Annotated in this window: 11 protein-coding genes; 7 read left to right on the forward strand and 4 right to left on the reverse strand. The window is 40.0% G+C overall.

Annotation, left to right across the window (positions count from 1 at the left end; all coding sequences use genetic code 11):
• Window positions 1–80: 80 nt before the first annotated feature.
• The 4 genes from AC27IF_RS04575 to AC27IF_RS04590 all read left to right on the forward strand — a co-directional run bounded on the left by AC27IF_RS04575 (window position 81) and on the right by AC27IF_RS04590 (window position 4,982).
• Window positions 81–1,355 (forward strand): efflux RND transporter periplasmic adaptor subunit, encoded by a 1,275-nt coding sequence (locus tag AC27IF_RS04575; protein ID WP_487052757.1) that lies wholly within the window; start codon window positions 81–83, stop codon window positions 1,353–1,355.
• Window positions 1,356–1,678: 323 nt separating this feature from the next.
• Window positions 1,679–2,383: an ABC transporter ATP-binding protein gene (locus AC27IF_RS04580; RefSeq protein WP_487052553.1), complete on the forward strand. Its 705-nt coding sequence runs from the start codon at window positions 1,679–1,681 to the stop codon at window positions 2,381–2,383.
• A gap of 63 nt (window positions 2,384–2,446) precedes the next feature.
• Entirely contained in the window at window positions 2,447–3,757 is a 1,311-nt protein-coding gene (locus AC27IF_RS04585) for an ABC transporter permease (protein WP_487052554.1), read from the forward strand.
• Between the two features lie 10 nt (window positions 3,758–3,767).
• Window positions 3,768–4,982, forward strand: a complete 1,215-nt coding sequence (locus AC27IF_RS04590) for an ABC transporter permease (protein ID WP_487052555.1) — start codon at window positions 3,768–3,770, stop codon at window positions 4,980–4,982.
• Window positions 4,983–5,063: 81 nt separating this feature from the next.
• On the opposite strand, the gene AC27IF_RS04595 is transcribed toward AC27IF_RS04590, so the two are convergent.
• The 3 genes from AC27IF_RS04595 to AC27IF_RS04605 form a co-directional block, all read right to left on the reverse strand.
• The gene (locus tag AC27IF_RS04595; protein ID WP_487052556.1) at window positions 5,064–6,413 is read right to left on the reverse strand and encodes a BamA/TamA family outer membrane protein; all 1,350 of its coding nucleotides are present in this window, start codon (window positions 6,411–6,413) and stop codon (window positions 5,064–5,066) included.
• 40 nt (window positions 6,414–6,453) lie between these two features.
• Entirely contained in the window at window positions 6,454–8,640 is a 2,187-nt protein-coding gene (locus AC27IF_RS04600) for a carbohydrate-binding family V/XII (RefSeq protein ID WP_487052557.1), read from the reverse strand.
• Window positions 8,641–8,818: 178 nt separating this feature from the next.
• The gene (locus AC27IF_RS04605; RefSeq protein WP_487052558.1) at window positions 8,819–9,430 is read right to left on the reverse strand and encodes an alpha-ketoglutarate-dependent dioxygenase AlkB family protein; all 612 of its coding nucleotides are present in this window, start codon (window positions 9,428–9,430) and stop codon (window positions 8,819–8,821) included.
• 121 nt (window positions 9,431–9,551) lie between these two features.
• On the opposite strand from AC27IF_RS04605, the gene AC27IF_RS04610 reads away from it, so the two are divergent.
• Window positions 9,552–10,766, forward strand: coding sequence for a M24 family metallopeptidase (locus tag AC27IF_RS04610; RefSeq protein ID WP_487052559.1), 1,215 nt, complete (start codon window positions 9,552–9,554; stop codon window positions 10,764–10,766).
• A gap of 258 nt (window positions 10,767–11,024) precedes the next feature.
• Here the strand turns inward: AC27IF_RS04610 and AC27IF_RS04615 are convergent, their stop codons facing one another.
• A complete protein-coding gene (locus AC27IF_RS04615; protein ID WP_487052560.1) occupies window positions 11,025–12,320 on the reverse strand; it encodes an NAD(P)/FAD-dependent oxidoreductase in 1,296 nt (431 codons plus the stop codon).
• 148 nt (window positions 12,321–12,468) lie between these two features.
• Between AC27IF_RS04615 and AC27IF_RS04620 the strand changes: the two genes are divergently transcribed.
• Together AC27IF_RS04620 and AC27IF_RS04625 are read left to right on the forward strand one after the other, a co-directional pair.
• Window positions 12,469–13,383, forward strand: a complete 915-nt coding sequence (locus AC27IF_RS04620; RefSeq protein ID WP_487052561.1) for a dihydrodipicolinate synthase family protein — start codon at window positions 12,469–12,471, stop codon at window positions 13,381–13,383.
• Between the two features lie 96 nt (window positions 13,384–13,479).
• Window positions 13,480–14,508, forward strand: a complete 1,029-nt coding sequence (locus AC27IF_RS04625) for a 4-hydroxyproline epimerase (protein WP_487052562.1) — start codon at window positions 13,480–13,482, stop codon at window positions 14,506–14,508.
• The last annotated feature ends 81 nt before the right edge of the window (window positions 14,509–14,589 follow it).

A 14,589-nucleotide genomic window follows, 5' to 3' on the forward strand; every position in this document is an offset into this window, starting at 1 on the left:
AAATAAATTTAATTTTTTAGTTTATTTAAACCTTTTTTGTAAACCTTACTACTTAACAGTAACTATTCGGGGGAATAATTATTATGATTAAAGATACGAGCAATCAAGATGTCTCGATTGCAGCACCACAAAAAAAAACCAAGCGCTTATTAATAATTTCAATTAGCGTCTTACTATTAATTGCACTTATTTGGCAAACCGCACCGGCTTTTAGCCGATGGAGCCAAGCACAAAAGTCAGTCTCACTCGATAGAGTACGCATTGCCACAATAACCCGTGGAGATTTCGTCCGCGACATTTCTGTATTAGGGCGAGTGATCGCAGCCGTCCGTCCAACAGTATATAGCCCAGCAGACGGTACTATAACCTTGGCTGTGGAAGCTGGTCATGAAGTGACTAAAGGTCAAGTGTTAGCACAGTTAGACAGTCCTGAGTTAACGAATCAATTGTTTCAGCAACAAGCTATCTTAGAAAAATTACAATCAAGCTTAGCAAGACAAAAAATTCAAGCCAAAAAACAACAGTTAATAGATCAAAAAGCGGTGGATCTTGCCAACGTAAAATTAACCACGGCAAAAAGAGAAAAACGACGCTCTGATCTTGGTTATGAAAAAAGTGTTATTAATCAAATCGATTTTGAAAAGGCTCAAGACGATTTAGAAAATGCCTCACTGCAATATCAACATGCAGTGCAAGATGCCGAGTTGAACAAAGAAAGTCTTAGCTTTGAAAGTAAAGCCATTTCGTTAGAGTTACATCAACAAACATTGTATGTTGCCGAGCTACAACGTCAAGTAGACGCCTTAACTATCACCTCACCAGTGAATGGTATTGTCGGTAACTTAAGTACTGAAAATAAAACTTTTCTTGCTAAAAACCAACCTATTCTCTTGGTAGTTGATTTAAGTAACTTTGAAGTAGAAATAGATATTCCTGAAAGCTACGCTGACGATTTAGCTATAGGCATGGATGTCGATGTCAGTTTTGAGCAGCAAAAGTTTAGCGCTCGTCTGGTAACAATTTCCCCCGAAATACTGAATAATCAGGTTACTGGGCGAGTGCGCTTCATTGATGAAACACCGAAAAAACTGAGACAAAATCAGCGCCTTAGCACTCAGATAATTCTCGAGCATAAAAGCGATATCCTGCAAGTAAAACGTGGACAATTCATTGATAGCAGCGGCGGAAAATTTGCTTATAAAGTTATTGAGGGTGTCGCAGAAAAAACGCCTATTGCCATTGGTGCCAGAAGCTTAAGCCATGTAGAACTACTCAGTGGCCTTAAAGAACACGACCAAATCATCATTTCAAATACCGATCTATTTAATTCTGCACAGCAAGTGCTATTTAATTAACTATTTATTTTAAACATTAGGGTCTGTTGATCTTTCGCGGTTAAATTTTGTTCGAGATAAAAGCGTTTTAATCGCGGCGAGTAGTTTTTAGCCTAGTCATTCTAAGCAAATACTACTCAACAATGAGTAAAGCGCTTTTAACCGAATCCTTCGGACAGCGTTTGTTGGGTATTTTTACGGCGTTATCGCCTTTTTATGTGGAACAACCACATGACAAAAGCTCTGCCTTGTATAAATACCCAACAATTCGCTGCAAAAACAATCTCGAAAGTTCAACAGCCCCTAAGTATTTATAACTAAAACGATAAACAAGGATTTTCAACATGTTAACAATGAAAAATATCAGCAAGGTTTTCCAAACAGCCGACATACAAACCCACGCGCTTAGAGACTTCAACTTAACCGTTAATGAAGGAGATTTTGTTAGTGTCACGGGTCCTTCTGGCTCAGGAAAAACCACTTTTTTAAATATCGCCGGATTACTGGAAACGTATACTAGCGGTGAATTTACGTTAGATGGGGAAGACATTGGTAAACTGAATGACAATGGCCGTTCTCGTATGAGAAACCATAAGATAGGGTTTATTTTTCAAAGTTTTAATTTAATACCAGATCTTAACCTTTTTGATAATGTTGATGTTCCCTTACGCTATCGCGGTTTCAATGCCAGTGAGCGTAAAAAGAGGATTATTGAGAATTTAGAACGAGTTGGCCTAGCTTCAAGAATGAAGCATTTACCTAGTCAATTATCTGGAGGTCAACAACAACGTGTTGCGATTGCCAGAGCATTAGCTACAGACCCGCGATTCTTACTAGCCGATGAACCTACTGGGAACTTAGACTCTGCTATGGCGCAAGGAGTGATGTCATTACTTGAAGAAATTAATCAGCAAGGCACTACTATTATCATGGTGACTCATGACGCCCAATTAGCGCAACGTTCACCACGTACTATTCAAGTCATGGATGGACGAGTTAGCGAATTAGATCTACATATCGCCAATGCCAACCAGCAAGCTATCGCTTAACCTATTTCACTTTATTGTGTTTACTCTAACTTATTTTAGTTAAGTAAGATTAAGGAAAAATTTATGTTTACCTATTATTTACGCCTAGCTTGGATCAGCATTCTACGTCACTGGGGTTTAAGTTTAGTGATGATTTGCGCAATAGGTCTTGGGATTGGCGCAGCCATGACCACAATTACCGTTAATTATTTAATGTCTGCCAATCCCATTCCGCATAAAAGCGAGCAACTATTTTATGTACAAGTTGATAACTGGGACGTTAACGACCCTTATGACGAAGGTGCTAACCCGCCGGATCAATTAACTTACACAGATGCGACGAACCTGATGAAGGCGAAAAAAGCCTATCGTCAAAATGTTCAAGCTCAAGCCTATGGTGTCATTGAGCCTGATGATGCTGATTTATTACCTATCAGTGTCACTGCAAGAGCTAATTCAGCTGATTTTTTTGCCATGTTTGATGTGCCTTTTATCTATGGCGCTGCTTGGTCTGAGCAATCTGATCTCAGCAAAGAGCAAGTGATAGTACTGAGTAAAAAAATAAATGACCAATTATTTGGTGGTGAAAATTCAGTTGGAAAAACCATAAAATTTGATAATAATTTATTTAAAGTGCTGGGAGTTATTGACGACTGGCAACCAAAGCCTAGATTTTATGACATTACCACTGGCGCATTTAATGAGTCTGAAGATGTCTTTGTACCTTTTAGCTTAATTGCTGAAGAGAAAATTAGGCGTTCAGGTAATACTAACTGTTGGAAACCTAGTGGTGATGGTATGGCAGCCTTCCTTGTTGGTGAATGTGTTTGGACGCAGTTCTGGGTTGAATTACGTAATGAGCAAGAAAAAGCAGATTACATGACTTTTCTTAATGCCTATGTAGAAGAGCAAAAGCAATATGGTCGCTTTGAAAGACCTGCTGATAATCGTCTTAGCAATGTTATGCAGTGGTTAGAAAATCAAGAAGTGGTTGCCGATGATGCCAGAATGATGATGGCCATGTCATTGATGTTTTTAACTGTTTGTTTACTTAACACCATAGGCTTACTGCTAGCGAAATTTTTAGGAAAATCCCCTGAAATTGGTTTAAGACAAGCTTTAGGTGCTAGCAAAGCGACACTATTTTTTCAGTACATCATTGAATCAGCCTGCATAGGCTTCGCCGGCGGTTTACTTGGCTTAGGGTTATCTTTCTTAGGTTTAATAGGTATAGAGAAACTCTATGGCGACTACATGCAAGGTTTAGCCACTTTAGATATTCCCATGATGATTTTGGCCATTGCTCTCGCCTTGATATGTACCATTATTGCAGGACTTTACCCTACGTGGCGAGCTTGTAATATTTCTCCCGCTCAGCAATTAAAAAGCCAATAGGAGCATTAACATGTTAGAAACTGGACTTATTATTCGCGCCTTAATGCGCAATAAAATTGGCGCATTACTGATCGCGCTACAAATAGCACTTACCATGACCATTATTGTTAATGCTATCTTTATGATTCAAGACCGACAATCACAAATGCAGCGCAGTAGTGGTGTTGATGAAAACAATACCTTCTATTTAACCAATACGATTTTTGGTCAGGATTATAATATTCAATCAGCGTTACAAACTGACTTAGACGCTTTACGTAAAACACCAGGGGTTGTCGATGCAATTCAGATCAATGCCATCCCATTAAGTGGTGGCGGCTGGTCATCAGGAGTACAAACGCAAGCGGGTGAAGATAAAGATAGTGTTGGCACTGCAATTTACATGGTAGATGATCATGCTATCAATGCCTTAGGTTTAGAACTTATTGCTGGACAAAATTTTAGTAAAACTGATATTCAATGGCGTAAATCCGGTCAGTCAACATGGCCTGATAAGGTGATTATCACTAAAGCCTTAGCTGAAAATTTATATCCTGATGATTGGCAATCAGCTTTAGGGAAAACTATTTTTATCGCTCAAAATCAAACCATAGAGATCATCGGTATTCTAAAGCAGCTTCAAGCACCCTGGAATGGCTGGGATGGAGTTGAACGCAGCATGCTAGTGCCATTTCAAATGGAGAGTAAGGGTAGTCGTTTATTTATTCGCACCGAAGCAGGTAAACGTGATGAACTCATGCCACAAATCGAAGCCATGTTAGCGCAAAGTGATAAAGGCAGAATAATACGTCGCATGCGTACTATGGAAGAAACACGAGAGCGTAGTTATCAACGCCATAATGCCACCAATAAAATACTAACCACGGTAGTGATTACCTTAACCATTATTACTGGCTTTGGCATCATAGGATTAGCAATTTTCAGCATTAACAGACGCACGAAACAAATAGGTACCCGTCGTGCTCTAGGCGCTACTCGCGGACAAATAATGCGTTACTTTATGATGGAGAATTTGCTCATTTCAGCAGCAGGTGTACTGGTTGGCTGTATTGGCGCTATTGCTCTTAATATGTGGTTAGTGAAAACTTTTAATCTGACACCGATTAATATTGAATTGATACTTTTTGGCATAGCTACATTGCTGATTGTCGGACAACTTGCGGTTCTCTATCCGGCAAGAAGAGCCTCGCTTATTTCGCCAGCAACAGCAACTAGAACGGTTTAATTATTTAATAAGGCAAAAAGAACATGTTTACTCGGGGCTGTTAGGCCCCATTTTTTTTACCTTTGCAGCACTCAATAACCACTAAAATGGATGTCCTACCATTAACCAGCTAGCAGTACCTTCTTCAGAGGTGGTTATATCAAATCGCACCACAATACCCGCAGTTAATGCTCTAAGCGAGACTCCCACATCTGACTTCCAATCTGAAAACAGCACTTCACTATTAAAGCTTGGGGCGACTCTCCCTCCTTCCACATAAACAACTGCTTGAAACCAATCAAGGTTTAAAAATCTAAGCCAGTTTATATCAGCAATTGGATTATAGTTAAGCGTCATTCTGTATTCTGCTGTCGCATAAATAGCCGCTTTATCATGGAAACGGTTTTGTCTAAAACCTCGCATTCGGTACATACCTCCCAAAGTCGCTCCTTCTAAAAAAGGAGCATTATGGGTAACTTGACTATTCCCTTGTGAGTCCGTGTTAACCGTCCAACTGGGAGAATATGCTCCCCACATATTTAACGCTAAAATATTTTGTTTAGCAAAAGCCGTTTCACCCAATGAAAAGTATTTACTCGCTTCTAATTCGAGAACAGTCCAATCTTGTGTAGATTCTAACCAGTCTGGATTGTACGTGAAGGCAATATACTGCGAGCTACCTTGACTTGGGTTAGTAGGAAAGTCGGTATTATCGTAGAGGTAACCTAGCTCTAATGCATGAACAGCACCAGAGAGTTCATCACCCTCGTGATTATTGATATCTTGAAATTTTTGATAGCGATTAAACTGACGCGCTACCAAAACACTGGTGCCTGTTTTCAAAGGATTCCAGTCTTGAACTTCAACAGGGTCGACTAGTAAACCACCTTGTAACTTATAGCGAGACATACTGTGTTCTTTCGCCGCCCCCCAAGGTAATACATATTCTAGTCGAACATCCCACCAATTACTGCTGCCACTACTTTGTAAAAAATCATCAAAACTGGAGTCATTTGAGCCTGCTCTTGGTTGATCTGCAGGTGTTAATTCATCAGGGAATGGCGTGTATGCTCTCAATAAAGGAAAACGACCTAACATACCGATAGTACTGACAAAAAATCGCTTACTTTCAAAAGGGCGATAATTCCATAACCCCAAACCAACGCCTTTAGTTTCACCGCCTCCGTATGCGGTTCCACCAAAAGACATTTGTTGTTGATATAAACCGGTAGCCATACCGCCGACGCCAAAAACAAAGCCAAGATCATCGGTACTAAAGGCATAAGGTAAAACTAAGGTTTCTCGTAATTTACTGTTTTCAACACGCTCAACACTTAATTTAACACTACCAGAGGGTTTCGCTGCTGCCACTTGGCTAAAGCACAATGCCAGTAACAGAATCACTATAGTTTCTGTTACTGGCTTAGCGAATAAAGGCACTGATTTTCGCATTAACTTAAACAACAAACGTCATGGTTATGTAGGCGCATTACTATCGGCGACCACCGCGACGAGCACCACCATAGCCTCCCATACTTCGAGCCTGTCTAGCTTGATTCATACCAGAATGATCAAAGCCGCCGCGGTTTGCTCTGGTGGCGTTATTAATATTAGGTCTAGTTGACAAATTATTATTTCGCTGCGGCATAGTACTTATAGTGTTATTACGCTGCTGTGGTACATTTTTCCAACTTTTGTTGTTACGATTTTGCCATTGTCCATCATGGTGCCTAACAACGTTACCTTGCTTATCCGCAAAAACATTATTCGCTCTGTTGTATGTCGGTCTTGCCTGTTTTACATTGCGATTGGTCGTGGCCTTCGTCGCATTTCTTTGTCTATTGGCAGGTTTATTATAAATATTACGTGGCTGTGCATTACGAGCTAATTTATTATCTCGGCCATGTCCGACTCGATTGCCAATATTAACATCGCCATTGATATTTATGTTGGTGTTATGGCCACCACGATAGCCACCGCCATAATAACCGCCGCAACATGGACGATAATGATTGTGATAACCTCCTCCCCAGCTAACGCCAACTCTAAAGAAAGGGCTGCCCCAGCTCATACCCACTGTCCAGCCTCGCCAAGGGTTATAACCCACATGCATTCCCCAAGTAGGAGGTCTAGGGTAATACCAGCCACCATAATAAGGAGGGTAATACCAACCTGTACCATAGATAGGAACACCGTAATAAGGGTATGACCACATATAACCTGGCGTATAACCAACATAAACTATCTCAGGAGTTGAGTCATAAACCGTCACATAGGTGGTGTTGTACATAGGAGAGCTAGGCGGTATTTGCGCTATAGATTCCGTTGGAATTGAATCAGCAACTTGCCATGTTCCTTTAGGGGAATTAGCGACAAACCAAACACCGTTATCAACAGCATAATATTTACCCGCTATTTTTAATACTTGTGAGCCCGTATTAACCGCGTACTCAACATCAGTATTCGGTATTTTTTCAAATTTTGGCTCACCATCATATTGTACCGTTAATTTAGCTTCGCTTCGTTTTATCGCCGCTGTTTGCGGTATTTGCGCATCCAAAACGGCTTGATTGGCTTCATCAGTTCCTGCAACTGAAACTCTTAAACCGCCTATAGTTGACTCGGGAGGTATTTCTTGAAAACTTTGCGGGAGTTTATCGCCACGTACAAAACTCCATGGACCTTGCTCCTTTTTACTACTAAACCAGCGGCCAGATAAAAGAATGTACATATCACCGTTAGCAATATCTCTTATCCATGGTGTTTCAGTATTTTTGACGAAAAGTAATTTGCCCCCAACTAAACTTTCCCATTCAGGCTTACCGTCGGTCACCACCAGCTCAGTTGCTTTGGTCGCCGTAATCACTGCCGGGATTTTGGTGACATGACTTGCTGAGTGATTTGCAGAGTTACTTGTTGGACTACTTTCCTGCGTTGAAGAAGCGTTTGACGCCGCTATCATTTTAACTAAATCTTGAGGTGGGTTGCTTGTTACTTGCCATGGACCCAATTCATTCGTCGCTTGATACCATAAACTGCCACTCGTTAAGTAATATTGTGATTTTTCTTTTACCTTGATAACGGCAAACGTAGTATTTAATGCTCGTTGGTAGGGACTGTTCTCTATTTCTTTAAAAATAGGCTCGCCATCAAACGTGAGTAATACTGCTAACTGATCTTCAAAAAGGATCACCGGTGGATCATTTTTAATATTATCTAAGCTTTGCTTTACTTTTTCTGCACTGGCCAGTGTTGCGGTGAGCTTAGATAACGAAGCAGTAAAACTTGAGCTTTGCAGCTCTTGTTCAACAAATTGAGTAAAAGACTCTTCATCATTATTATTTGAATCTGGCCAAGCAACATTAGTGACTTTAATATTATTAATGATCACTGAATTAGTACTGCGATCAGTTTCAATAGTAGAGGTGAACCACAGCACACCAAAAATAGGCGTCTCATTATCTGTTAGCTCTAACTGCATTGCTGCTCTGCCGGTTAACGCATTACCAAGCAATTTTTCTGGTTGTGGTTGGTAAATAATAATTGTACCTTTGTCACCACTAAGCTCTTGAGGCCATGACGCCGCTTGAACTAAAGAGCTTAAAAAAACAGATAGAAAAAATATTGCAGTAATACAGAAGGCATCCAAACTAATTGGAGTAAATTTGATGGTTTTCATAATGATCTCAACCTTGAATTCATAATAAGAAAAACTTGTAAAAATTTAGTTAATAACAAAAGCTAACAATTTGTATTTTCTATCAATAATTTATCAACTTCAAGCAACAAAATGTAAAGATCAAACTTTAGCACTCAAATCAGCGCTATTTATCAATAGATTGTCCAACTGGCGAATCTCAACGAGAGATAATTGTTCTAAAGGTTAAATTAATTCTGGCATCATGTACTTTTTTGGTTGGCGGCAACCTGTGTAGCCAGTGTTGCTGAGTTTGCCCTTTCATTACTAACAGACTACCAGCTTTTAAATCAAGAGAGACCACTTCTTTGCTTTGTTTATGCTTAAAGGCAAACTTTCTAGTAGCACCAAATGTTAATGAAGCTATAGCTCCCTGCTCTTTTAAGTCTTTCTCACCATCACTATGCCAAGCCATACCTTCACTACCATTATGGTATAAATTTAGCAAACAAGAGTTGTAGGTTTCTCCTGTTTCCTGCTCAACAATTGCTTTTAAAGCAGATAAGTTTTGCGTCCACGCTAACGCCGACTTGGTTATATTTGAGTAAGTATAACTGAAAGCCTGATCAGCATACCAAGCTACCTTACGTTTGGTTTCAATATGCTTGCCAAAAATAACCGCTTGATCACAACGCCAATCAACTTCTGAAAGTAATGCTTTAAAATAAAAACTGCACTCTTCTAGCCCCATCATTTCACCGTAATAATTAACCATGCCATCTTTAGGTAAAATATTAATCGGCTCATCTAAGTGTTGTGCAAATAACGACATAACAATTCATTCCCCTACAAATAAGACACTGTAATTATATACAGCACAAAGCTAATTGTACATATCTTCATGCTTTGCTATCATCTATTTTTTATATTGTATACAATTTTACGAGGTAGTTATGACCATAGGTGTTGGCGGCTCAACCATAGAGATAGAGCTTAATAAATTATCTAACATGACTCTGGATATTACGGCTATTGGTAAAAACGAGTTTCAAGCTCGTATCATGCAAGCGCAGCAATTAATGAAAATACAAGGTATATCAGCCTTATATTTGGACGCTGGCACCAACTTGTTCTACTTCACTGGCTTAAATTGGTATAAAAGTGAACGTATGGTGGGAGCTATATTACCAGCAGAAGGTGAATTAGCGTTTATTGCTCCGTACTTTGAAGAAGGCTCATTGCGAGAAAACATGCTTATTCATGGTAACTATAATGGCTGGCATGAAGATGAAAGTCCTTATGCGTTGTTCGCTCAGGTTCTAGAGAACATGGGAATAAGCGAGGGGAAAATAGCGATAGATGAATCAGCCAGCTTTTTTATTTTTGATGGTTTACGAATTGCAGCGCCTCATTTGCACTATACAAATGGCGCTGAAATAACCGCCCCGTGTCGACAAATAAAGTCTCGTGCAGAAATAGCCTTAATGCAACGAGCAAAAGAGATGACTATTGAAGTTCATAAAGCCGCTGCGCGTATTTTACGCCCCGGCATTAGTACCCTTGAAGTTACTGCTTTTATTAATGAAGCTCACCAACGTGTAGGTGCTTCAGGCTCATCGTTTTGCATTGTATTGTTTGGTTTAGCTAGCTCATTTCCTCATGGCGTAAAAGAGCCACAAAGACTACAAGAAAATGACTGGGTGTTAATTGATACGGGTTGTTTATTGCAAGGATACAATTCTGATATCACTCGTACCTATGCTTATGGCGAAGCCACTCAAGAACAGCGCATCGCCTGGCAAGTTGAAAAAGATGCTCAAGCAGCAGGGTTTTCTGCCGCACAACTCGGTGTATGCTGTGGCAAAGTAGATGATGCCGCTCGCGCGGTGATCACTGAACATGGTTATGGACCCGACTACCAGCTTCCCGGCTTACCTCATAGAACAGGTCATGGATGTGGTTTAGATATTCACGAATGGCCCTATTTAGTTCGCGGTATTCAAACGCCGTTGAAAACAGGCATGGTGTTTAGTAATGAACCCATGTTAGTGCTACCGGGTAAGTTTGGCGTGCGTTTAGAGGATCATTTTTATATGGGAGAAAATGGGCCCGTTTGGTTTACCGAACCATCACATTCAGTTGATGATCCATTTGGTCTAGAGAAATAAATGTTTTTCAATCATAAGTCATTGCCACGCACTCCAAAGCCAGTGACTTATTAGTAGGGACTGTTGATCTTTCACGGTTATATTTTGTTCGAGATAAAAGCGTTTTAATCGCGGCGAGTAGTTTTTAGCCTAGTCATTCTAAGCAAACACTACTCAACAATGAGTAAAGCGCTTTTAGCCGAATCCTGCGGACAGCGTTTGTTGCAAAAACAATCTCGAAAGATCAACAGCCCCTAGTTTCAACCCATATTTATAAAACTAATTAAACCGACTTATACAAAATGGCGAAACATCAATATCGGTTTCTTCACCACTGATTAGCTGGCTAATTAATTTGCCGGTGATGGCACCTTGCGTTAACCCTAAATGCTGATGACCTAATGCCAAGAAAATATTATCATGTTGTGGCGCTTGGCAAATCACTGGTAATGAGTCAGGTAGTGACGGTCGACACCCCATCCATGGCTCATTTACTTCTGCGTTATCGCTACTACTTTGCTCTGGCAACCTTGCGAGTAAATATTTTGCATTTTTCAATAACATTGAAGCTCGTTGATAATTCGCTGCTGTTGTTAAACCTGCATACTCTACTGTGCCCGAAAGTCTTAAAACTTTATCCATCGGCGTTATAATAAATTTTCTTTCTGCTGAGGCGACTGGACGAGAAAGCATCGATGATTCATGTGATGCCATCGCGCAACTTAAGCTATAACCACGTTCAGCTTCTATGGGTAACGAATAACCCAAACTTTTCAGTAAACTTTTCGACCAAGCGCCTGTAGCCACTACACAGGTATCAAACTTAAGATTTGCTTGTTCAGTACGAATAACCACTCCTTGTGTAGTTTGTTGAATACTCTCAACACTGGTTTGATTAAACGTCATCCCTAAACTTTGCGCATAGTCAGCCAACGCTAAAGACAATTTAAAAGGATCGCTCGTATGAGCAACATCGGTGAAAAATAAGCCATGATTAATATTAGTATTTAACTCAGGCTCTAGCGCGAATACCTCATTTTTATTGAGTAGCTGTACTTTAATACCAGCTTGCTGATACTGCTGGTGAATTTTTTTCACCTTATCAAACGAGCTATTTTCGAATACTAATAATGAACCGTTACATAGCAATAAATGCTCTGCATTAGCCGCTGCAAGTAAAGGCTTATAGTATTCAATTGCCCGTTTGTTTAACGTTGATAAGGCGGCACTATTTTTTCTCCTTTGCTGGGCTCGCATATTATTAAAAAAATGCATAAACCAAGGTATTGCTTTGAGGAAATGTTTTGGTGACAACGCAACAGGACCTAAGGGATCTAACAACATTTTTGGTAACTGCAAGAGTAGTGACGGGTCTGCTAATGGAAAAACCTGCTCGGTAGCAAAATGCCCTGCATTACCTTTAGAGCAGCCAGAGCCGATCCCCTCTTTATCTAGTAAAGTCACTTGATAACCTAAACTCTGTAAAGCTAATGCACAGTTAACACCCACTATACCTGCGCCTATGACAGCAATTGTTTTACTCTCTTTCGTTGAGAGATCTATTGAAGCACTCATTTATTTACCTTTATAACCAATAGGTTAATTCAACTATCGTGTTTATTAACACTTAAAACTTGCAAGACAATAAATATTGTATACAATATACCTCACTTTAACTAGTAATAGTTTTACACACAACGTTAACTTTTTAAGCGAGAATTTTATGGTAGTAAATTGGCAAGGTGTTTACCCCGCAGTAACCACACAATACAACGACGACTTATCTATTAACTTTGCAGCTACCCAGCAAATGATTGATACCATTATTACCGAGGGAGTTGACGGTATTATTGCTCTTGGCACTGTTGGTGAAAATGCTTCACATACCAGAGAAGAGAAAATAGCGATATTAAAAGCAGTTAAAGAAGTGGTAGCTGGCAGGGTGCCTGTACTTTCTGGCGTTGCTGAAACCTCAACACAATTCGCGGTTGAATTTTCTCAAGCGTGTGAAGAAATTGGTATTGATGGCTTAATGGTATTGCCGGGCATGATTTATAAATCAGACGAAGGTGAAGCAATCCATCACTATCAACAAGTTGCTCGCAACTGTAATTTACCCATTATGATTTACAACAACCCAATTACTTATGGTGTTGATGTTGGTATTGAAGGTATGAAGGTTTTAGCTAAAGAGAGCAATATAGTTTCTATAAAAGAAGCCACAGAGGATACCCGCCGTATTTCTGAGTTGTTTTCTGCTTTTGGTGACCGATTCATTATTTTTGGTGGAGTTGATGACATAGCGCTTGAATCATTAATGCTTGGCTGTACTGGTTGGATATCAGGTTTAACCAATGTTTTTCCAAAAGAGTCTGTGGCAATTTATCAACTAGCTAAGCAAGGGCGTTATACAGAAGCACTAGAAATTTGGCGTTGGTTCTTACCTTTATTACGCTTAGATACAGTACCAAAACTAGTGCAATGCATTAAATTATGTGAGCAACTGGCGGGACGTGGTAGTGAACTTACCCGAGCACCTCGTATGCCATTAACTGGTGACGAGCGTGCCAACGTTGAACGTATTTTCAACCAAGCCAATAACAATCGTATTAATTTAAGTAAATTCAATCTTGATTAACAGCCATTAACCTAGTGTTAGATAACGTATTAAAATCACACAGCACTTTTAAAGGCTGTGTGATTTGTATAAATTTCTCCATGGAAACATATACCTATGATTAAAGGTACTTTCAATTGCATTGATGCTCATACTTGCGGCAACCCAGTGCGGTTAGTCACTAGCGGCCACCCTATTTTACAAGGTGATACCATGAGTGAGAAACGTGTCGATTTTCTCAATAATTTTGACTGGATTCGTCAAGGGCTGATGTTCGAGCCTAGGGGCCATGACATGATGTCAGGCGCATTTTTATACCCCCCTTGTAGCAAAAATGCTGACGCTTCTATCCTCTTTATTGAAACATCTGGGTGTTTACCCATGTGTGGTCACGGCACAATTGGCACCATAACAGCGGCGCTAGAGCATGGTTTAATCACATCTAAAACACCTACGACAGCAGACAAAAATCAATTAGTTATTGATGTCCCTGCCGGTCAAGTGACTATTGAATATCAGCAGCAAGGAAATAAAGTTACTGCCGTTAAAATTTTTAATGTTGCTTCATATTTAGCTCATCAAGATGTCATCCTAGATATTCCTGAACTCGGCCCATTGAAAGTCGATGTTTCTTACGGTGGAAATTATTATGTCATTGTCGAGCCACAGGAAAACTATCCCGGCATTGAACAATGGGATGCAGGGCAAATTATCCATTGGAGTCTACTGGTTCGAGCAATAGCCAATGAAGTATTAACTTGTGTGCACCCAGAAGATGACAGGGTTCAAGGTATCTCTCATGTACTGTGGACAGGAAAACCGAAAACTCAGGGCTCAGACGCAGCCAATGCAGTATTTTACGGTGATAAGGCTATTGATAGATCTCCTTGTGGTACAGGCACCAGTGCAAGAATGGCGCAACTATTTTCCAAAGGACGATTAAAGCTTGGCGATACCTTTGTCCATGAAAGTTATATTGGTAGCCAGTTTATTGGCAAAATCGAACAAGTGGTGACTTTGAACGCTCCTCAAGGAGAAATACAAGCGATCATGCCTAGTATTGAAGGGTGGGCACAAGTGTTTGGTAACAATACCATCACCATAGACGATGACGATCCCTACGCGTTTGGGTTTGTAGTGAAATAACTCGCTTTACTACAATATTTATCTTCTAGAAAGATTTAAGTTCACGCTTAAGTCTTTTTTTTTGCGAGTAATTTCTTTATA

This window comes from Colwellia sp. KS18-150, assembly GCF_057551365.1.

Coding starts and splice junctions, on each gene's coding strand:
- AC27IF_RS04590 (WP_487052555.1), top strand. CDS start 3,768: ATGTTAGAAACTGGACTTATTATTCGCGCCTTAATGCGCAATAAAATT.
- AC27IF_RS04585 (WP_487052554.1), top strand. CDS start 2,447: ATGTTTACCTATTATTTACGCCTAGCTTGGATCAGCATTCTACGTCAC.
- AC27IF_RS04615 (WP_487052560.1), bottom strand. CDS start 12,320: ATGAGTGCTTCAATAGATCTCTCAACGAAAGAGAGTAAAACAATTGCT.
- AC27IF_RS04595 (WP_487052556.1), bottom strand. CDS start 6,413: ATGCGAAAATCAGTGCCTTTATTCGCTAAGCCAGTAACAGAAACTATA.
- AC27IF_RS04610 (WP_487052559.1), top strand. CDS start 9,552: ATGACCATAGGTGTTGGCGGCTCAACCATAGAGATAGAGCTTAATAAA.
- AC27IF_RS04580 (WP_487052553.1), top strand. CDS start 1,679: ATGTTAACAATGAAAAATATCAGCAAGGTTTTCCAAACAGCCGACATA.
- AC27IF_RS04620 (WP_487052561.1), top strand. CDS start 12,469: ATGGTAGTAAATTGGCAAGGTGTTTACCCCGCAGTAACCACACAATAC.
- AC27IF_RS04600 (WP_487052557.1), bottom strand. CDS start 8,640: ATGAAAACCATCAAATTTACTCCAATTAGTTTGGATGCCTTCTGTATT.
- AC27IF_RS04625 (WP_487052562.1), top strand. CDS start 13,480: ATGATTAAAGGTACTTTCAATTGCATTGATGCTCATACTTGCGGCAAC.
- AC27IF_RS04605 (WP_487052558.1), bottom strand. CDS start 9,430: ATGTCGTTATTTGCACAACACTTAGATGAGCCGATTAATATTTTACCT.